The following is a 19862-nucleotide window of genomic DNA, read 5'->3' on the forward strand; positions in this document are numbered from 1 at the left end:
GCGGCGCTCTTGCCTGGACGGGTGCGGAGTTCCCGGGAGGTACGCGAGCGGAGCGGGGCGGGCAGGGCGCGGGCGGTCCTGGCCGTGGTCCTGCTGGTGCTCGCCTGCCTCCTTGCGCCGCTGGGGGCGGCGTCGACGTGGGCGAAGTACGAGATCGGGGACGCCGACAACTACGTCGCCACGATGGCGCCGCTGGCCAACGACCCGGACGTGCAGCAGGCCGTGGCGGACGCGATCAGCGCGGAGATCATGCAGCACATCGACGTGGGCCCGCTGCAGAGCGCCGTAGAACCGTTCCTCCAGGACGCGGTGCTGTCCTTCACGGAGACCAGCACCTTCAGGACCGCCTGGAACGCCGCGAACCGGGCCGCGCACGACGCGGTGCAGGACGCCCTGAACGAAGGCGGCGACCGTGCCGTCACCCTCGACCTCGCGCCGATCATCGAGCAGGTGAGGGAGCAACTCGTCGAGGACGGTGTGCCGTTCGCGCGCAGCATCCCGGTCGAGCACACCGAGATCACGGTCCTGGAGAACCTCGGCACCCTGGGGAAGGGGTTCCACATGCTGCAGGTCGCGGGGATCTGGCTGCCGATCGCGGCGGTGCTGTGTGCGGCGGTGGGCATCGGCCTCGCGGTACGTCGCCGCCGGGCCGTCATCGCCACGGCGCTCGGCCTCGCCCTGAGCGCGGCGCTGCTCGAAGTCGCCGTGGCCGTGGGCCGAAGCCGCACCCTGGGCGACCTGCCGCCCGAGCTGTCCCGCCCGGCCGTCGCCGCCGTCTACGACGCCCTGACGGAGTCCCTGCGCACCGCGTCCTGGATCATCCTCGCCCTCGCCCTGCTGGTGGCCCTGGCGGCCTGGGTGTCGAGCCGCTTCGGCTGGGGCCGCGGCCAACGGACCGGCCGGGGCTGAGCTCGCCCGGCGCCAGCCCCCGGGCGAGCCACACCCGCACCCCGCACCCCGCAGCCCCATCGCCCCCCAACCCCCACCCGGCACCCGCACCTCCACCTGCGCCCCGCACCCGGCACCCGGCACCCAGCACCAGCACCAGCACCAGCACCAGCGACCCTCAGACCCCCGCCAGGAACCCCCGAAGTGCCGCGTTGAACTCCTCCGGACGCTCCAGGTTCGGCAGGTGGGCCGCGCGCTCGATCACGTGGAGGGTCGAGTCCGGGAGGGTGCTGTGCAGGGACTCGGCCTCGGCGACCGGGGTGTACGTGTCCTCCGCGCCGACGACGAGGAGGGTCGGGGTCGTGACGCGGCTGAGGAGGGTGCGGTAGTCGGGGCGTTCGGCGCGGCCGCGGAGGGCTGCCGCCGCGCCCTCCGGGTCGGTGGCGCACATCATCCGGTGGACGTGGTCCTGGACCTCGGGGGCGGAGTGCGGGGCGACCATCCGGTGCAGCACCTCGTCCGCGTACCCCTTCATGCCCTCACGGAGCAGCCGCTCGGCGAGGGCGCGGCGCCAGGTCCTGCCCTCGTCCGTCTCGGCCTGCGGAGAGGTGTCGGCGAGGACGAGGCCGGTGATGCGGTCGCCGAAGAGCCGTACGCACTCCATGGCGATCTGGCCGCCCATCGACAGCCCGCCGAGGACGAACCGCTGGACGCCGAGCCGGTCGAGGAGGGCAGCGATGTCTTGGGCGAAGACGTCGAGCGGGGTGGTGCCGGGGACGACGGTGGAGGCGCCGTAGCCGCGCAGATCGGGTGCGATGACGCGGAAGTCCATTGCGAGGGCGGCGAGTTGGGGCGCCCACTGGGTGCGGTCGAAGGGGTGTCCGTGGATCAGGACGACGGGGGGCGCGCCGGCCGGGCCGACCGCGTCGTAGGCGATCCGGACGCCGTCGGAGATGAGTGCGTCTGCCATGGTCGGGAGCGTAGGAGGGGGTTACGGTCGGAGCAATGGATGGGTTTGTAGTCGGAGCAATCCCGTACGGCACCGGGGGCGTCATGGGCGGCGAGGAGTTCCGGGACTTTCGGCGGATCGCGGATGCCGTGGCCGCCGATATCGCGCGCGGGCGGCTGCGGCCCGGCGACCGGCTGCCGCCACAGCGGCAGTTCGCCCGGCGCCGCAGGATCGCGCCGTCCACGGCCAGCCGGGTCTACGGCGAGCTGGTGCGGCGAGGGCTCGTCGTCGGCGAGGTGGGGCGCGGGACGTACGTACGGGCCGTGCCGGAGCCGAGCGGTCGCGCGTTGACCGAGCCGCCCGCACTGCCCGCCGAGGTCAACCTGGAGCTCAACTACCCCTCCGCGCCGGGGCAGTCGGAGGTGTTGAGCGCGAGCCTCGGGCCGCTGCTGCGCCCGGATGTGTTCGCCGAGGCCACGCAGACGGCCTCCGCTGCCGGGACGCCGGGGGCGCGGGCGGTGGCAAGTGCGCTGCTCGCGTACGGGAGTTGGCGCCCGGGTCCCGAGCGGCTGCTGTTCACCGGTACCGCGCGGCAGGCCATCGCCGGGGCGCTCGCCGCGCTGGTGCCGCCGGGCGGGCGGGTCGGCGTGGAGGCGCTGACGTACCCGGTGGTGCGGGAGATCGCGGCGCGGCTGCGGCTCACGCTGGTGCCGCTGGCCACCGACGCACACGGGCTGCGCCCCGAGGCGGTGGCGGCGGCGCATCGCGGGGCGCCGCTGAGCGCGCTGTACGTGCAGCCGACGCTGCACAATCCGACCTGCGTGACGATGCCGGACGCGCGGCGCCGTGAACTGGCCGAGACTGTAAGGGACTTGGGGCTGCAGGCACCGCTCCCGGTCGTCGAGGACCGGATCTGGTCGTTCCTGTACCCGGAGGCGCCGGAACCGCTCGCGGCGTACGCCCCGGAGCTCACGTACGTCGTGGACGGCCTGTCGAAGCGGATCGCGCCCGGTCTTTCGGTGGGCCTCCTGGTCACGCCGGGGCCGGACGACGAGCGGGCCGCGGCGGCGTTGCGCTCCGGCGGGTGGACGGCGGGCCGCTTCGCTCTGGAGGCCGCCACGCGCTGGCTGACCGACGGCACGGCGGACCGCCTCGCAACCGCGAAGCGCGCCGACGCGGCGGACCGGCACGCTCGCGTCACGGCCTGCCTGACCGGTCATGACGTCCAGACCGACCCGCATGCGTACTACGCCTGGTGGCGGCTGCCCGCGCCCTGGCGGGGCGAGACCTTCACCGCCGCAGCCGCCGCCCACGGCATCGCGGTCACCCCGGGTGCGGCCTTCGCGGCCGGCGCGACGACGGCGCCGGACACCGTACGCATCGGCCTCGCGTCGCCGCCGTACGACGTACTGGAGGCGGCGCTGCGGACGCTGGCGGCGATCGCGGAGGCGGGACCGGCGCGGTGTTTCACGTGAAACGGGCCCCCTGGGAGTGGGAGACGGTGCAACCCCCCACCCTCGCCTCTCGTCTCAAGGGGGGAGAAGCCCCGAGGTCGGATTCCGGCACGACACACTGAGACATCACCGGCGAAAGGCCACCACGACGTGGAGACGGACACCCGGAGCGACGAGATCCGGAGCGACGAGATCCGGGCCGGCGGCGCCCCGGGCGCCCGCGCGGACCGGCGGCGCGGGCGCGGGCCCTGGCGCGCGCTCGCCCGCTGGACGGCCGCCTTCACCCTCACCGGCGTGAGCGTGGTCCTGCTCTGCCGGGTCCTCGATGTCGACGGCGTGACCCCCGTGCCGCAGCTGCTCGCGTTCCTGCCCTGGCTGCTCGTGCCCGCCGCCGTAGCGGCGGCGCTCGCCGCGCTCGCGCGCTGGCGCACAGGGCTCGTCTGGGGTGCGGTCGTCCTGGCCGTGACCGGCTGGTTCTGCCGGCCGTACGGCGAAACGGCCGAGCCGGAGGGGCGGGCGGTGGCGCAGCTGCGCGTACTGACGTCGAACATCGAGTTCGGCGGCGCCACCGAGGAGTTGCTGTCGGCGGTGCGGCGAGAGAGGCCCGATCTGGTCTTCGTCCAGGAGTGTGACCCGGGCTGTGCGGCGGCGCTGAAGGAGCGGCTCGGCAAGCGGTTCCCGTACCGCACGCTCGTGGAGGCGACGGGCGCGGAGGGGTCGGCGATCCTCAGCCGGTATCCGCTGAAGCCGGGGCCCGGTGTGGACGGCACGCTCGGCATGCCGGGAGCGGTGGCGGAGGTCGAGGGGCACTCCGTACGGCTGCAGCTCGCGCATCCGATGCCGCCCGTGCCCGGCGGAGTCGGGCTGTGGCGGGCCGAGCTGGCGGAGCTCGAACGCTGGGCGCGCGTCGGGTCCGGGCAGCCGACCGTGCTCGCCGGGGACTTCAACGCGAGCCAGGACCACGCGGCGTTCCGCCGCATCCTCGACACCGGGCTGCGCGACAGCACCCGCCTCGCGGGCGGGGCGCGCACACCGACCTGGCCGGCGTCGACGGCGTCCGGCGCACCGGCGCTCGGCACGCAGATCGACCACGTCCTGGTGAGCCGGGACTTCACGGCGCGCGACGCACGCTTCCTCGATCTGCCGCACACGGACCACCGCTCACTGGTCGTCGACCTCACCCTGCACACGCGAGAAACCCTGCACGCGCGCCAAGCCCCGGAACGCGGATGACCCCGAACGCGGATGACCCCGACTGGGACGACCCCGACTGGGACGACCCGCAGATAATGGGCGCATGCCCCGGCCCCGAGAGTTCACCGCCGCCCGACTCGCCCCGCCCGAGTGGCTGGTCCGGAGCCTCGGCACGCTGAAGCCGCAGCCGGCGCCGATCCCGTGGCCCGCGGTCGCCCGCGCGGCCGTCGCGATGGCGCTGCCGCTGGCGGTCGGGCTCGCGGCGGGCTACCCGGCGTACGGCGCGCTCGCGTCGATGGGCGCCCTGTCCGGGGTCATCGGCGACACCGCGACCGCGTACCGGATGCGGGTCTACAACATCGCCGTGCCGCAGCTGTTCGGCGCGGTCGGCGTCACGCTCGGCACGCTGGTGTACGGACACGGCTGGGTCGCCGTCGCCGTCGTGACGGCCATCGCGCTGATCTCCGGGATGATCTCCACGGTCGGCGCGGTGGCGTCCGTGTCCGGGCTGCTGCTCCTGCTCAACTCGGTGGTCGGGGCAGGCCTCCCGATGCCGGGCGACGACTGGTGGATCGCGCCGCTCCTGATGACCAGCGGCGGCCTGCTCGTCCTCACGCTCGCGCTGCTCGCCTGGCCCGTGCGGTCCGGGGTGCCGGAACGGGTCACGGTCGCCGGGGCGTACCGCACCGTGGCCGACCTCCTGGAGAAGGCGGGCGCCGACCCGGAGGCGTACGCGGCGGCCCGGCAGGACGTCACGCACTCCCTCAACCAGGCGTACGACGTGGTGCTCGCCCGGCGCGCGCTCTACCACGCCCGCAACCCGGACCTCGTACGGCTGCTCGCGCAGCTCAACGCGGTCATCCCGATCGTGGAGGCGGCGCCGGCCGCGTACGAGCGCGGGCGTCCGCTGCCGCCCGAAGTGCCCGACGCCGTGCGGTCGTTGGCGGACGCGGTGGAGCGGGGCTTCGCCGGGCCCGTCGGGCTGCGGCTGCCCGAGGGCCCGCAGGGTCCGGCCGCGCACGCGGTGGACGCGGCGGTCCGGTACGCGGCGGACGCGCTGGCCGAGTCCGACCCGGGCAACGTGGACGACCGGCTCGGCCGCCCCGCCGCCCTGCGCGACCGCGTCCGCCGCGCCGCCCGCAACGTCCTGCTCTCGGCCGCGTCCTGGCGGTACGGGCTGCGGCTCGCGCTGTGCATCGGGCTCGCGCAGTCCCTGGTGTCGCTGATCGACGTGCCGCGCTCGTACTGGGTGGCGCTGACCATCACCTTCGTCATGAAGCCGGACTTCGGCTCGGTGTTCTCGCGGGCCGTGCTGCGCGCTGTCGGCACGGCGGCGGGCCTGGTGCTCGCGGCGGCGGTGCTCTCGCAGGTGCCGCGCGGCTGGTGGGACGTGCCCGTGCTTGTGCTGCTCGCGCCGCTGATCCCGGCCCTGACGCCGCGCGGGTACGGCTACCAGACGGCGGCGATCACCCCGGTGATCCTGCTCCTTTCCGACGTCCTCAACCACCAGGGCGCGGCCCTCATCGCACCGCGGATGTACGACTCCCTGATGGGCTGTGGGATCGCCCTGGTCGCGGGCTATCTGCTGTGGCCGGAGAGCTGGGGCACGCGGATCGGCGACCGGCTGGCGGGCGCGGTCGCGGACACCGCCCGGTACGTCGAGTGCGCCTTCCTCGACCCGGCGACTCCCGGCGTCCCCGACCCGGCGGCCCGCGCCCGCATGCGTCGGCGCATCTACCGCGATCTGTCCGTCGTTCGTACGGAGTTCCAGCGCGCCCTCACCGAACCGCCGCCGTTCGGGACGCGGGCCGCCGCGTTCTGGCCGCTCGTCGTCGCCCTGGAACGGGTCGTGGACGCGACGACCTCCGCCCGCGTCCGCATCCGCCACGGCGCGCCCCGGCCCACCCCCGCCGAGTCCAAGGAACTCTCGCTCCAACTGGAGCAACTGGCGGAGGACTTGAGGGAGGACGCCGCGCTGCGGCGGGCGGCCGAGGGCTCCGTGCCCCGTCCGCACGAGCCGCTCGACGACGATGACGGCACGCTCGGTCCCCTGCGGCGGGAGATCGCGGCGGCGCGGGCGGTGGCGGGGCCGGGCGGGTCGGCGCCGGCGTGAAGGTCCCCTGGCCGCACCTCGTAGCCGCCCCTCGTAGCCGCACCTCGTAGCCGCCCCTCGCCGCACCCCGGCTGCCGCCCCGTCGTGGCGGGTCGCGCCCTGTGGCGGAGCCGCACATGTCACAGGCCCGCGCCCCTTTCGGGGCGCTCCCGCGTTGCCCCGTCCGGCCCATCCACCGCGAGCACTCCCGGCCGGGTCGACACGATGGACGTATGACCCCGTGCACCGCTCGCCGTCGACGTACCGCGGTGCTGCTCGCCGGAAGCCTCACCCTGGCCGCCGGGGCCGCCGGCTGTGCCGACGTGGATGGGCTGCGCAGTGACGGGCGGATCGACGAGGTGACCAAGCCGCTCGCGCTGTGGCAGGACAGCCGGCCCGCGCCCGTCGCGCCGGGGCAGCAGCCGGGGAAGCCCGCGCCCGTGCCCGGGGTGCCCGAAGTCCCCTCGGGGGACATGCGGGACGCCGACCCGCTGGACGTCGTACGGGCCGACTTCGCCGCCGCGGGCGAGCAGGACGGCGGCAGCGGGCGGCTGGTCGACCAGCGGGCCGTGCGGCTGCTCGCGGACTGCTCGGGGCAGGCGTGCCCGGTGCGGCCGCCCGTGCTGCACGACCTGACCGGGGACGGCAAGGACGAGCTGATCACCGCCGTGGACGTGGACGGCCGTACCAGCGAACTGCGCGTCTACACCGTCGAGGCCGGCCGCGTCACCCGCGTGCTCGCGCGGCGGGCCGTCCTGGAGGGCGTCGAGGTCGCCGCCGGACACCTCGCCGTACGCGAACCGACCAGCAACCCGGTGTACGTGAGCGTCTCGGACTACGTGTGGGACGGGAAGGGCGCCATGGCCCTGGACGACCTGAGCCTCGACGAGTGCCGCGCGCCCCGGACCGGCACCGGGACCGGCGACGAGCCCTGCCCGCGGGCGGACCGGTGAGTCTGCGCTGGCAGATCGCCCTCACGATCACCGCGGTGTCCTGTGTGGTCGCGGCGGTCCTCGGCGTCCTCGTGCACAACGTGGTGGCCCGGCAGACCGTCGGCGAGGTCCGCAAGGAGGTGCGGCAGGAGCTCGACGCCGCCCTCTCCGCGTACGAGTACGGGACGTCCACGAGCGGCGACCGGATCGCGCTCGACCCCCGTGAACTGCCCGGCCCCCTCCGGGAGTTGGTGGCCGAGGGCGAGCAGGGCAGCATGGTCGGCTCCCGGCGCGGGCAGCCCGTGATGTGGGCGGCGGCGCCCGCGGACGGCAGGCCGCTCGCGGTCTGGTCGCCGTACCGGGACACCCGGGACCGGCTGGCCGCCATCGACACCGCGATCCTCGGCTCGGCGCTGCTCGCCGCCGGGGCCGTCACGCTCGCCGGGATCTTCCTGGCCACCGGGATCAGCCGCAGGCTGAGCAGTACGGCGCAGGTGGCGCGGCGGATCACCGAGGGCGATCTGGACGCGCGGGTCGGGATGACACCGGGGCGCGGCGGGCGCGGCGGCCGTGACCGAAAAGGCGGGCGCGAACGCGGACGCGACGGGCGCGCAGGAAAGGGCGGACGCGGCGGCCGGGACGGAAAGGGCGGACGCGGCGAGCGCGGCGGAAAAGGCGGGCGCGGCGGGCGGGACGAGGTGCGGGACGTGGCCGGGGCGCTCGACTCCATGGCCGCCTCGCTGCAGTCCCGCCTGGAGACGGAGAAGCGGTTCACGGCGGACGTGGCGCACGAGCTGCGCACCCCGCTGACCGGCATGGTCGCGGCGGCCGGGCTGCTGCCCGAGGGCCGGCCCAAGGAGATGATCAACGACCGGCTGCAGGCGCTGCGTTCCCTCACCGAGGACCTCCTGGAGATCTCCCGGCTCGACGCGGGCGCCGAACACGCCGACCTCGCGCCCTGCGCCCTCGGCCCGCTGGTGGAGCGGGCGGTGCGCGCCACGGGCCTGGAGGCCGAGGTGCGGGTGGTGCGGGACACGGTGGTGGAGACGGACCGGCGCCGCCTCGACCGCATCCTCGCCAACCTGATCACCAACGCGCACCGGCACGGCCGTCCGCCCGTGGTGGTGACCGTCGACGGCCCGGTGATCGAGGTGCTCGACCACGGGGCGGGCTATCCGGCGGAGCTGATCGAGCAGGGCCCGCAGCGGTTCCGTACGGGCGATCCGGGGCGCGGGAGGGGCCACGGCCTGGGCCTGACCATCGCACTCGGCCAGGCCCAGGTGCTCGGGGTGGGCGTGGAGTTCACCCATGGGCCGGAGGGCGGCGCACGCACGGTGCTGCGCCTGCCCTCCGGCTGAGCCGCACGAACTGGGGGAGCAGTCCGTTCGGGACCGGGACCCGTGCCGAGGTCTGGTCATCGGTGTGGCTCGGCACGGGTGAGCGGTGGTACCCGGGAGTTCGTTCGTGGAGCAGTGGAGCTGTGGAGCTGTGGAGCTGTGGAGCACAGGACCGGTCGGGCCTGGGGGGGGTGGCCTGGACGGACATTGGGGGAAGCAGTCCGTCCAGTCTGCTTGGCCCGACCGGTCCTGATGTGATCCGGCCGCCGGGGTGTGAAGCGGCCGGCCGTCCCGCCGGTGTGCTGCTTGCCGACGGGCACAGTCGGAGTGCCCTGCGGTCAGCGGATCTTGGCGAATCCCTTCGTCAGACCGTTCTGCCAGAGCTGGTCAACGCGGGCCCGCTCGTTGGCATCGGGCTGCGCGTTGGTGCAGGACGGGCCGGGGCCGCCCCCGGACATCAACTCACTGCACGGGCCAGAGTAGTTGTCCGGGAGGCCGAGCACATGGCCGGTCTCGTGCGTGGTGACGCGGGTGGAGTCGTACTGCTGGTTCTGCGCGTAGTCGAGGAATATGTAGCCGCGGCCGTGGCCGTCCGTGGAGGCGTACGAGCCGCGCGGGTCGTTGCCCTCGCGGTACTCGAAGTCGCCGGAGGAGCCCTCCTGCAGCTTCACGTTCGCCACGGAGCTGTTCCAGATCTGGGTGCTGCGGTCGATCTGGGCCTTGAAGGTCGGCGCCTTGGCCGCGCTGTACGTGACGGTCACCGCCTGCGCACCCGGGTTGGCGGCGCGCTTCTTCGCGACCGTCTTCCAGACGGCGTCGAAGAAGGCCTTGTTGGCGGCGGCGTTCTCGCCGGACTTCTCGTACGCGGCGTACGAGGGTACGGACGAGGGAGCGGAGGGTACGTCGGTGACGGCGGACGCGGGTGCCGCGCCGAGCGCCGCGGTGGCGAGACCGAGGCCGATGGCGGCCGAGAGCGCCGACTTGGACAGTCGCATGGGGGGCTCCTACTCGTGTGGGGCGAGCGGTCACCCGAGAGTGTGTGGGGAGTTCGGGGCCCGGGGGATGATGGCAGTCGGCGATAACGCCGAGCTATCACCCTGACAAGGCGTGGCCAACTCCAGTCCATCTGTGGCGGTTTGAGAGTCTGGTGTGATCACTGAGACGGCCATACGCTCACCGCATGGAGCTTGAGGTGAGACACCTCCGCGCGGTGTGCGCCATCGCCGACACCGGCAGTCTGCACAAGGCTGCCCGCCGACTCGGCATGAGTCAGCCCTCGTTGACCACTCAGCTCCGCCGGATCGAGGACTCGCTCGGCGGCCGGCTCTTCGCCCGCGAGCGCACCGGCTGCCGCCCGACACCGCTCGGCCGGGTCCTCCTCAGCCGGGCCAGACCACTCGTCACGGAGATGCAGGAGCTGGTCAACGAGGCCAGAGCGGTGGCCGCGCGGGCGGGCGACGGCCCGGATCTGCGCATCGGCTCCACCGCCAGCCGGGCCATCCCCGGCTGGCTGCGCCGGCTGCGCACCCGGCACCCCCAGGCCAGGCCCGCCATCCAGACGGACGTGTCGGCGGACGCGCTGGTCCACCTCGTCGTCGAGGGACAGCTCGACGTGGCGTTCGTGCACGAGGTGGAGGGCTCCCCGCTGCGGCTGCCGCCGGGCCTCGCGCACCGGGTCCTGGTGGCGCGCGAGCCGCAGTTCGTCGGGATCGCCGCGGACCACCCGGCGACGGAACGGGAGACGGTACGGCTCTCCGACCTGAAGGACGACCAGTGGATGGTCGACCCGACGGTGGACGGGGAGCGCACGGGCCTGCTGCGGGTGCTGCGCGCGGCGGGCATCGACCCCCGTGTCCTGCACGGCGACTACCTCACCGCGGCCACGCTCGTCGCGACCGGCGATGTCGTCACGGTCTGCCAGCCCACCTCCCTGGGCCGCCCGGGCATGGCGCTCCGCCCCCTCGAAGGCGACCCTCTCGGCGTACGGCTGCTGCTCGTGGGACGTACGGAGCAGGAGCTGGACCGGGCGTACGACGATCTGGAGTCGGCCTACTGGGAGGCGGCCTGGGAGGCGCCGGAGTACCGGGCCTGGCTGCGTCGCAGGCCGGGGCGCGGAAGGGCCGCCTGACCTGCCCCGACCAGGCCTTTGGTCCCTTTTCCTGCCGCTGGATCCGCCTTTACACACATGTGCTCGGGCTTCGCGTCTTTCGTTACGTTCCTTACGCCTGACTCCCATACGGCATCCGTAGCTTCGTTGGTGTCGCCGCCGCAGGAGGCGAGCCCACCGCCACGAGACCGCTACGAGACCGCTACGAGAGAGAGCACCGTCATGCGCGCCACCCGCCGTACCCTCCGCACCTCCGTCCTCGCCGCCGGCGTCGTCGCCGGCACAGCCGCGATGCCGGTGGCCACCGCCTTCGCGGACACCCCCCAGCCGGCGGCGCACCAGGACCAGGGCGGCCAGGACCAGAGCGGCCAGGACCAGCCCGTGCCCAGCGGCTGGGGGCAGCACAACGCCGCCCACGACCGGCTCGTCCCGCACGCCGGTGTGAAGGCCGGGGCCGAACTGCCCGACGGCGACCACACCCCGCTCCTCGCCGCGGGCGGCGGCATGGCGGCGGCCGGCGCCGCGGGCCTGAGCTTCGCGATGCTGCGCCGCGGCCGCGAACAGGACTGAACCGCCCGTACGGGTAAGGGGAGAAGCTCCCGTACGGGCAAGGGAGACGTGGGGCACCCGACGGGGGGTGCCCCACGTTCTCGTACGCAAAGCCGCGGCGGGCTCAGACGCCGATGTCGCTGCCGTCCTCGCGCCAGACCGACACCACCGACGGGCGGACCAGCGTGCCTGGCCCGTCGGGCCAGGTCGAGGCGGGCTTCTCGACGGAGGCGCCGTCCACCTCGCCCGGGTGCTGCACAGCGACCACCACGCGGCGGTCCTGCACGAGCGGGCCGCAGGTCTCGGCGCCGGTCGGCATGGTGAGGAACTGCTTCAGCTGACCGCGGTAGCCGCCGACCGTGGCGACGCCGAACAGGCCGTCGTGCGAGCCGAGTTCATTGCCGTCGGTGGAGATCCACAGGTTGCCGTGCGAGTCGAAGGCGACATTGTCCGGGCAGGAGATCGGCGAGACCTGGTCCTTGGGGAAGCCGCCGAAGTACGTCGCCGGGTCCTCCGGGTCGCCCGCGACCAGGAAGAGCAGCCAGCCGAACTTCGTGGCCGCCGGATTGCTGCCCTTCTCGGTGAGTTCGAGGACCGAGCCGTGCTTGTTGGCCTTGCGCGGGTTGGCCTCGTCGGCCGGGGCCTTGCCGTCCAGGCCGCGCTCCACGTTGTTGGTGAGCGCCAGGTAGACCTTGCCGGTGCGCGGCGAGGGCTCGATGTCCTCGGGGCGGTCCATCTTGGTGGCGCCGGCCTTGTCGGCGGCGAGCCGCGTGAAGACGAAGACCTCCTCCGCGGTCATGCCCTCGATGTGCGACTCGGCGCCGTCCGCGGTGGCCGTGGCCAGCGGGATCCAGGTGCCGCTGCCGTCGAACTCGCCGTCGGCGGGCAGCTTCCCGGAGCCGTCGATCGACTCGGCCGGGGAGTCGCCGGTCAGCTTCGCGACGTACAGCGTGCCCTCGTCGAGCAGCGTCATGTTGTACTCGCGGTCCGCGCGGGAGGTGCCGCGGCGCATCCGCTTGCTGCCGACGAACTTGTAGAAGTACTCGAAGCGCGAGTCGTCCCCGCTGTACGCCACCGGACGGCCGTCCGGGGTCAGCGCGATCGAGGCGCCCTCGTGCTTGAAGCGGCCGATCGCGGTGTGCTTGACGGGCGTCGACTCCGGGTCGTACGGGTCGAGTTCGACGACGTAGCCGAAGCGGTGCACCTCGTTCGGCTCCTTGGCCACGTCGAAGCGCTGGTCGAACCGCTCCCACTTGCGCTCGGTGGCGCCGGGCTTGAGGCCGTAGCGCTTGTCCGTGGCGCGGGTGCCGTAAGCGAAGTACTGGTCGACGTTCTCCTCGCCGTGCAGGGTCGTGCCCCACGGCGTCGTACCGCCCGAGCAGTTGTTCAGGGTGCCGAGGACCTTCGTGCCGGTCGGGTCGACGGACGTCTTCAGGAGGTCCGAGCCGGCCGCCGGGCCCTGGACGCGGAACTCGGTGGTGGCGGTGATCCGGCGGTTGAGGCGGTGCCGCGGCACGGCGGTGAGCTTGCCCGTACGACGCTCGCCCTCGACCACGACGACACCGAGGCCGTGCGCGGCCCAGGCGATCTCGACCTGCTCACGGGTGGGGTTCTCGGGGTCGTACCCCTTGAACATCAACACCTCGTCCGTGTACTCGTGGTTGGAGACGAGCAGTTGACGGCCGTGCTCGCTCTCGAGCGGCAGCAGCGACAGGAAGTCGTTGTTGTAACCGAACTGTCCGGCCTGTGCCTTCGCGGTCTGCTTGTCCGGGTCGAACTCCGGGGCGCCGCGCAGGATGGGGTCGCCCCAGCGGATGACGACGTTCTGGCCGTACCCCTCGGGGACGGTGACCTGGTCCGCGGTATTGGGCGCGACGGCGCCGAAGCGCAGGCCGCGCGCGGACCTGGCGCGCTTCTCGGCGCCGGGTCCGGCGGGCGGGGCGGCGACGGCGCTCTCGCCCTGGGCGAGCACGGCACCGGTGCCGGCGGCGGTCACGGCGGTGACGACGGCGGCGGCGCGGACTATCGAACGGCGGCTGACGGCACCGGAGATGACGTCTCCGACGTACTCGTTGTCGCTGGTGTTCGGCACCTCGTGGAAGCAGGCGTCACCGCAGCGGAAGCGGCAGGTGAGGGCGGAGCGGCCGCCGGGGTGCGAGCCTGCCTTCGAGCCGGTGATGAGCGGAAGCAGTTTGCGCACGTTCGTCCTCCATTGGGCCTTGGCCTGGGCCTGGGCCTCGATGACCTTCGCGGCCCGTCTTCGGCGCACCCCGCGCCGACACCGTGTCGGAATGTTTCGGCCGTGACGTTAGGCGCGTAGACCAGCAGGGCGGCGGACGAGGAGTGAACACGAGGTGAACCCGGAACGCATGGAGGGGAGTTGTGGCGGCGGTGTCCGCAGAGCGCACCCTGCCGAAGATCGCTCCGCGCGGCGGCTAACCTTACGTGTCCGCCCTGGCCAGGGGTTACGGAATCAACTCACGCGAAGGGTTGCGCACATGGGCATTCTGGATCGTTTGCGGAATGCGTTCGGACGGCGGCCCCGGGAGGTGTCGCCTCCGGCGGAGGACGAGGTGAGGGTGCCGGCGCCGGCATCGGAGCCGACTCCCGAACCCGTCGTGAAGGCGGCTGCGGAGGCCAAGGTCCCGGCGCCTGCGGCGGAGCCCGAGCCTGTCGCCGAGGCCGAGGTCCCGGCGCCTGCGGCGGAGCCCGAGCCTGTCGCCGAGGCCGAGGTCCCGGCGCCTGCGGCGGAGCCCGAGCCGAACGAGGTCGACCTGGTGTCGGCGGCTTTCGACAATCCGTCACTGAGGGCGGAGCCGAAGGCCGACCAGGTGGACGCCAAGCCGGAAGGTGACCCGGCACCTGGGGCTGTGCCCACCCTCCCCCAAGCTCTCGACTCCGCTCGAGCAGGGGGGACCCCCATCGCCCCTGGCGGCCCAGCTGCCCACAGCGGTACGGAAGAGGAACCGGCCCCCGAAGCGGAGGCAAAGGCGGCCGAAGCCGAGCCGGAGGCGCAGGCGGCCCCCGAGCCGGAGCCCGCGGCCGCCGACGGCGAGGTAGCCCCACAGGGGGACCCGGCAGCCGAAGACGAATCAGCACGGGTGGCTGCGGGTGGGAGCGACAACCCGGTCGAAGACCGGGTGCACACCCCCGAGCCGAAGGCCGAAAACAAGCCCCAGCCAAAGGCTGACCCCGAGCCGACCGCTGAGCCCGAGCCTGCCAAGGCTGAGCCCCAGCCGAAGGCCGACCCCGAGCCGGTCAACGCTCAAGGAAAGCCCGCCACCACCCCCGCCCGCCTGAAGGCAAAAGCCCCCGCCCTCGCCGCCACCCACAAGGCCGCCGGAGCCGCGCTCAAGAAGAAGGGGCTGACGGGGGCCCGAGCCACCGTCTACCTCGTACTCGACCGCTCCGGCTCCATGCGCCCGTACTACAAGGACGGCTCCGCCCAGAACCTCGGCGAGCAGACCCTCGCCCTCGCCGCGCACCTCGACGAGCAGGCAGAAGTCAACGTCGTCTTCTTCTCGACGGAGATCGACGGCACCGGCACCCTCTCGCTCGACGCGTACGAGGGAACGATCGACGAACTGCACGCCGCCTGCGGCCGTATGGGACGTACGAACTACCACGTGGCCGTCGACGAGATCGTCAAGCTGCACCAGAAGTCCGCGGACCCCGCCGCCCCCGCCCTGGTGATCTTCCAGACGGACGGCGCACCGGAGGTGAAGACCGCCGCGACGAAGGCCCTCACCGACGCCCCGTCGAACCTCTTCTTCCAGTTCGTCGCGTTCGGCGAGCACGAGGCGAAGGCGTTCGACTACCTCCGCAAGCTGGACGCGGACGAGGCTGCCGGGAACGCCGCCTTCTTCCACGCGGGCCCGGTCCCGAAGGAGCTCACGGACGCCGAGCTGTACAAGGGCCTGCTCGCGAGCTGGGAGCCGACCGAGCGCCCGTAGCACCATGCCCTGCCGGACAGCCGTCCACCCTGTAAACACGGGGCGGGCGGCTGCCCCATGTCGGCTACGATTTCAAGGTTCCGTAGACGGTTTCTCAGACATCAATCGTCACTTTTCGTAGCGACTTGGGAGCATCCCGCGATGGCTCGACACCTCATCACCAGCGCCCTTCCGTACATCAACGGGATCAAGCACCTGGGCAACATGGTGGGGTCCATGCTCCCGGCGGACGTGTACTCCCGGTACCTCCGCCAGCGCGGTCACGACGTCCTCTACATCTGCGCCACCGACGAGCACGGCACCCCTGCCGAGCTGGCCGCGAAGGAGCAGGGCCTGCCGGTCGCCGAGTTCTGCGCGCAGGCGCACGACGCGCAGAAGGCGGTCTACGACGGCTTCGACCTGGCCTTCGACCACTTCGGCCGCTCGTCCTCGCAGCAGAACGCGGAGATCACCCAGCACTTCGCCCGCAAGCTGAACGAGAACGGCTTCATCGAGGAGCGTTCGATCCGCCAGGTGTACTCGCCCGCGGACGGCCGCTTCCTGCCGGACCGCTACGTCGAGGGCACCTGCCCGCACTGCGGCTACGACAAGGCCCGCGGCGACCAGTGCGAGAACTGCACGCGCGTCCTCGACCCGACGGACCTGATCGACCCGCGCTCGGCGATCTCCGGCTCCACGGAGCTGGAGATCCGCGAGACCAAGCACCTCTTCCTGCTCCAGTCCAAGCTGCAGGTCGAGGTCGAGGCCTGGATCGACGAGGTCGCCGAGGAGTGGCCGCACCTGGCGTCCTCCATCGCCCGCAAGTGGCTGACCGAGGGCCTCAACGACCGGTCGATCACGCGCGACCTGGACTGGGGCGTCCCGGTCCCCGCGGACACCTGGCCGGAGCTGGCGGCCGAGGGCAAGGTCTTCTACGTATGGTTCGACGCCCCGATCGAGTACATCGGCTCGACGAAGGAGTGGGCGGACGAGAACCCGGCGGAGCGCGACTGGAAGTCGTGGTGGTACGAGCCGGAGGGCGCGTCCGACGTCCGGTACACGCAGTTCATGGCCAAGGACAACGTCCCGTTCCACTCGGTGATGTTCCCGGCGACGGAGATGGGCATCCGTGAGCCGTGGAAGAAGGTCGACTATCTGAAGTCCTTCAACTGGCTGACGTACTACGGCGGCAAGTTCTCCACCTCGCAGAAGCGCGGCGTCTTCACCGACCAGGCCCTCGCCATCCTCCCGGCCGACTACTGGCGGTACTTCCTCATCGCCAACGCCCCCGAGTCCGACGACTCCTCCTTCACCTGGGAGCACTTCACGGCCACGGTGAACAAGGACCTCGCCGACACCCTCGGCAACTTCGTCAACCGGGTCCTGTCCTTCTCCAAGAAGCGCTTCGGCGAGGAGGTCCCGGCGGGCGCCGCGGCCGGAGAGGCGGAGCAGCGCCTCGGCGGCGAGATCGCGACGCTGCTCGCCGAGTACGAGGCGCAGATGGACGCGCTGCAGTTCCGCAAGGCGGCGGCCGCGCTGCGCGCCCTGTGGTCGGCGGGCAACTCCTACCTGGAGGAGAAGGCGCCCTGGCTGGAGATCAAGCGGGACGACGAGGGCCGAGCGGCGGCGGCGCTGACGCTGCGTACGGCGATGAACCTGATCCACCTGTACGCGGTGGTCTCCGAGCCGTTCATCCCGTCCTCGGCGGCGGCGATGCGCGGCGCGTTCCAGCTCGCGGACGACACGAAGACCTGGGTCACGGCGGACGAGGCCCGCGCCCTGGACTTCCTCCCCTCCGGCACCCCGTTCACGGTCCCGCCGGTCCTGTTCGCCAAGCTGACGGACGAGGACCTCGAAACGTACAAGGAGCGCTTCGGCGGCTCGGAGGAGTAGTCCACCCCGCCCACGCGAAGGGGCCCGGAACCGTTCGGTTCCGGGCCCCTTCAGCATCCCTAGTCGGGTCTGCGCCCCAGGTGCGTGACGAGGATGCGGATCACTTCTTCCTCGATCGCGTAGAGGAGGCGGAAGTCGCCCACGTACAGCCGTCTCAGATCCACCGAGCCGTAGGCGACCCAGGCCTCGGGCTTCGGGTTCTCCGCCAGCGCGTCCACGGCTTCGTAGACGGCGGCCAACCCGACAGGGTCTTCCTTGAGGAAGCGGAGCGCCGCGTTCGTCGCTCCGGGCTCCCAGATGATCTGGTAGGTCACTTACGCAGCCCCAGCATCCGCCCGACTTCCTCGTGCGGAATACCCGGCTCCAACGTCCCCTCCGCCTTCTTGCGCTGATACTCCGCAAGCGCCAGGGCGTCCTCCAGATCCTCTAGGACATGGGGCGAGATGAGGAGCGCCGCCACGTGACCGTGGTCGGTGAGGGCGATGGTCTCGCGACGGTGTGCGGCACGGCGCACCAGGTCGCCGAGCTGCGAGCGCGCTGCGCTGATGGCAATCTGCGTCATGCACACATAGTGCCGCAACATTAATCTAGTGGTCAACAGAACCACAAAGAGCCACAAGAAAAGCCACAAACGAGGCCACAGAAGAGGGCCCGGAACCGTTCGGTTCCGGGCCCCTCCGCGCGTACCGCCGGAGGCTACTTCTCCGCAGCCGGCTTCCGCAGCGAGATGTTGAGCTCCTTGAGCCGGGACTCGTCAAGCACCGTCGGCGCACCCATCATCAGGTCCTGCGCGTTCTGGTTCAGCGGGAACGCGATCGTCTCGCGGATGTTCGGCTCGTCCGCGAGGAGCATGACGATGCGGTCCACGCCGGGCGCGATGCCGCCGTGCGGCGGGGCGCCGAAGCGGAACGCGCGGAGCATGCCCGCGAACTCGGCCTCGACGGTCTCGCGGTCGTAGCCCGCGATCTCGAAGGCCTTCAGCATGATGTCGGGCTCGTGGTTCCGGATCGCGCCGGAGGACAGCTCGATGCCGTTGCAGACGATGTCGTACTGCCAGCCCAGGATGTCGAGCGGGTCCTTCTCCTCCAGGTCCTTCATGCCGCCCTGGGGCATCGTGAAGGGGTTGTGGGAGAAGTCGATCTTGCCGGTGTCCTCGTCCTTCTCGTACATCGGGAAGTCCACGATCCAGCAGAACCGGAAGACGTTCTCCTCGAAGTGACCGGCACGCTTGGCGGCCTCGACGCGGACCGCGCCCATGATCTTCGAGACCTCGTCGAACTCGCCGGCGCCGAAGAACACCGCGTGGCCGGGCGCCAGGGAGAGGCGCTTGGTCAGCTCCTCGACGTCCGTCTCCGTCAGGAACTTCGCGATCGGGCCGGACAGCGAACCGTCCTCGCCGACGCGGACCCAGGCCAGGCCCTTGGCGCCGTGCTCGACGGCGTACTCACCGAGGCCGTCGAAGAACTTCCGGGACTGCCCGGCGGTGTCCGGCACCGGGAGCGCGCGCACGTGCTTGCCCGCGAAGGCCTTGAAGCCGGAGTCCGCGAAGATGTCGGTGATGTCGACCAGTTCGAGCTGGGCGCGCAGGTCCGGCTTGTCGTTGCCGTACTTGAGCATCGACTCGCGGAACGGGATGCGCGGGAACGGCGAGGTGACGTGGCGGTCGCCGCCGAACTCCTCGAACAGCTCGGTCATGAGCTGCTCGATCGGCTGGAAGACGTCCTCCTGCTCGACGAAGCTCATCTCGACGTCGAGCTGGTAGAACTCGCCGGGCGAGCGGTCGGCGCGGGCGTCTTCGTCGCGGAAGCAGGGCGCGATCTGGAAGTACCGGTCGAAGCCGGAGATCATCAGCAGCTGCTTGAACTGCTGCGGGGCCTGCGGCAGCGCGTAGAACTTGCCGGGGTTCAGGCGGGACGGGACGACGAAGTCGCGGGCGCCCTCCGGGGAGGTGGCCGTGAGGATCGGCGTCGCCATCTCGTTGAAGCCGAGCGCCGTCATCTTGTGACGGATCGCGGAGATGACCGCCGTGCGCAGCATGATGTTCTTGTGCATGCGCTCGCGGCGCAGGTCCAGGAAGCGGTACTCCAGGCGGCGCTCCTCGCCCACGCCGTCGTCCTGGTTGATCTGGAACGGCAGCTGCTGGGCGGCGCCGAGCACCTCGACCTCGCCGACCTCGACCTCGATCTCACCGGTGGCGAGCTCGGGGTTGACGTTCTCGGCGCCGCGCGAGATCACCTTGCCGTCGATACGGACGACGGTCTCCTTGGAGAGCTTGTCGAGCGCCTCGAAGCCGGCGGTGTCGGGGCGGGCGACCAGCTGGACCAGGCCGTGGTGGTCGCGCAGGTCGATGAAGAGGATGCCGCCCAGGTCCCGGCGGTTGTGCAGCCAGCCGCTCAGCCGGACGTCGCTGCCGACGTCGGTGGCGCGGAGCTCGCCGCAGTTGTGTGACCTGTACCGGTGCATTTCTCTTCCAATTCTTCGCGTCGTTCGTCGCGAGACAGGCGGGAATCAACGCGAACCAGGTTACCGCCCGGC

Annotated in this window: 16 protein-coding genes; 10 read left to right on the forward strand and 6 right to left on the reverse strand. The window is 72.1% G+C overall.

The genetic code is table 11. The features are described 5' to 3' along the window. Positions 1–21 precede the first annotated feature (21 nt). Positions 22–909, forward strand: coding sequence for a hypothetical protein (locus tag RCO28_RS34835; protein ID WP_308945371.1), 888 nt, complete (start codon positions 22–24; stop codon positions 907–909). Between the two features lie 157 nt (positions 910–1066). Here the strand turns inward: RCO28_RS34835 and RCO28_RS34840 are convergent, their stop codons facing one another. Then, positions 1067–1858: an alpha/beta fold hydrolase gene (locus RCO28_RS34840; protein ID WP_308945372.1), complete on the reverse strand. Its 792-nt coding sequence runs from the start codon at positions 1856–1858 to the stop codon at positions 1067–1069. 83 nt (positions 1859–1941) lie between these two features. Here RCO28_RS34840 and RCO28_RS34845 point away from each other — a divergent pair, with 83 nt between their 5' ends. The 5 genes from RCO28_RS34845 (at position 1942) to RCO28_RS34865 (ending at position 8867) form a co-directional block, all read left to right on the forward strand. Then, positions 1942–3312 carry a PLP-dependent aminotransferase family protein gene (locus RCO28_RS34845; protein ID WP_308945423.1) on the forward strand — a complete coding sequence of 457 codons (1371 nt, stop codon included), beginning with the start codon at positions 1942–1944 and terminating at the stop codon, positions 3310–3312. Between the two features lie 171 nt (positions 3313–3483). Beyond that, complete coding sequence (locus RCO28_RS34850) at positions 3484–4524, forward strand: endonuclease/exonuclease/phosphatase family protein (protein ID WP_374991307.1); 1041 nt, start codon at positions 3484–3486, stop codon at positions 4522–4524. 64 nt (positions 4525–4588) lie between these two features. Next, a complete protein-coding gene (locus RCO28_RS34855; protein ID WP_308945373.1) occupies positions 4589–6598 on the forward strand; it encodes an FUSC family protein in 2010 nt (669 codons plus the stop codon). A gap of 212 nt (positions 6599–6810) precedes the next feature. Next, entirely contained in the window at positions 6811–7530 is a 720-nt protein-coding gene (locus RCO28_RS34860; protein WP_308945374.1) for a hypothetical protein, read from the forward strand. Beyond that, positions 7467–8867 carry a HAMP domain-containing sensor histidine kinase gene (locus RCO28_RS34865; RefSeq protein WP_308945375.1) on the forward strand — a complete coding sequence of 467 codons (1401 nt, stop codon included), beginning with the start codon at positions 7467–7469 and terminating at the stop codon, positions 8865–8867. Before RCO28_RS34860 ends, RCO28_RS34865 begins: the two co-directional genes overlap by 64 nt. A gap of 317 nt (positions 8868–9184) precedes the next feature. Here RCO28_RS34865 and snpA read toward each other — a convergent pair whose 3' ends face one another. Further along, complete coding sequence (snpA, locus tag RCO28_RS34870; RefSeq protein ID WP_308945376.1) at positions 9185–9841, reverse strand: snapalysin; 657 nt, start codon at positions 9839–9841, stop codon at positions 9185–9187. Positions 9842–10026: 185 nt separating this feature from the next. Between snpA and RCO28_RS34875 the strand changes: the two genes are divergently transcribed. Continuing rightward, positions 10027–10974, forward strand: a complete 948-nt coding sequence (locus RCO28_RS34875) for a LysR family transcriptional regulator (RefSeq protein WP_308945377.1) — start codon at positions 10027–10029, stop codon at positions 10972–10974. 201 nt (positions 10975–11175) lie between these two features. After that, entirely contained in the window at positions 11176–11523 is a 348-nt protein-coding gene (locus RCO28_RS34880; protein WP_308945378.1) for a hypothetical protein, read from the forward strand. Between the two features lie 103 nt (positions 11524–11626). Here the strand turns inward: RCO28_RS34880 and RCO28_RS34885 are convergent, their stop codons facing one another. Further along, entirely contained in the window at positions 11627–13702 is a 2076-nt protein-coding gene (locus RCO28_RS34885; protein ID WP_308945379.1) for a PhoX family phosphatase, read from the reverse strand. Between the two features lie 379 nt (positions 13703–14081). Between RCO28_RS34885 and RCO28_RS34890 the strand changes: the two genes are divergently transcribed. Both RCO28_RS34890 and metG read left to right on the forward strand, forming a co-directional pair. Beyond that, positions 14082–15455 carry a VWA domain-containing protein gene (locus RCO28_RS34890; protein ID WP_308945380.1) on the forward strand — a complete coding sequence of 458 codons (1374 nt, stop codon included), beginning with the start codon at positions 14082–14084 and terminating at the stop codon, positions 15453–15455. Between the two features lie 141 nt (positions 15456–15596). After that, positions 15597–17327: a methionine--tRNA ligase gene (gene metG, locus RCO28_RS34895; RefSeq protein WP_308945381.1), complete on the forward strand. Its 1731-nt coding sequence runs from the start codon at positions 15597–15599 to the stop codon at positions 17325–17327. Between the two features lie 59 nt (positions 17328–17386). Here the strand turns inward: metG and RCO28_RS34900 are convergent, their stop codons facing one another. The 3 genes from RCO28_RS34900 to aspS form a co-directional block, all read right to left on the reverse strand. Continuing rightward, entirely contained in the window at positions 17387–17641 is a 255-nt protein-coding gene (locus RCO28_RS34900) for a type II toxin-antitoxin system RelE/ParE family toxin (RefSeq protein ID WP_308945382.1), read from the reverse strand. Beyond that, positions 17638–17889: a type II toxin-antitoxin system Phd/YefM family antitoxin gene (locus tag RCO28_RS34905; RefSeq protein ID WP_308945383.1), complete on the reverse strand. Its 252-nt coding sequence runs from the start codon at positions 17887–17889 to the stop codon at positions 17638–17640. Before RCO28_RS34905 ends, RCO28_RS34900 begins: the two co-directional genes overlap by 4 nt. 134 nt (positions 17890–18023) lie before the next feature. Continuing rightward, complete coding sequence (gene aspS, locus RCO28_RS34910; protein WP_308945384.1) at positions 18024–19790, reverse strand: aspartate--tRNA ligase; 1767 nt, start codon at positions 19788–19790, stop codon at positions 18024–18026. Positions 19791–19862 lie beyond the last annotated feature (72 nt).

Source organism: Streptomyces sp. LHD-70 (assembly GCF_031157275.1).
GTDB lineage: Bacteria > Actinomycetota > Actinomycetes > Streptomycetales > Streptomycetaceae > Streptomyces.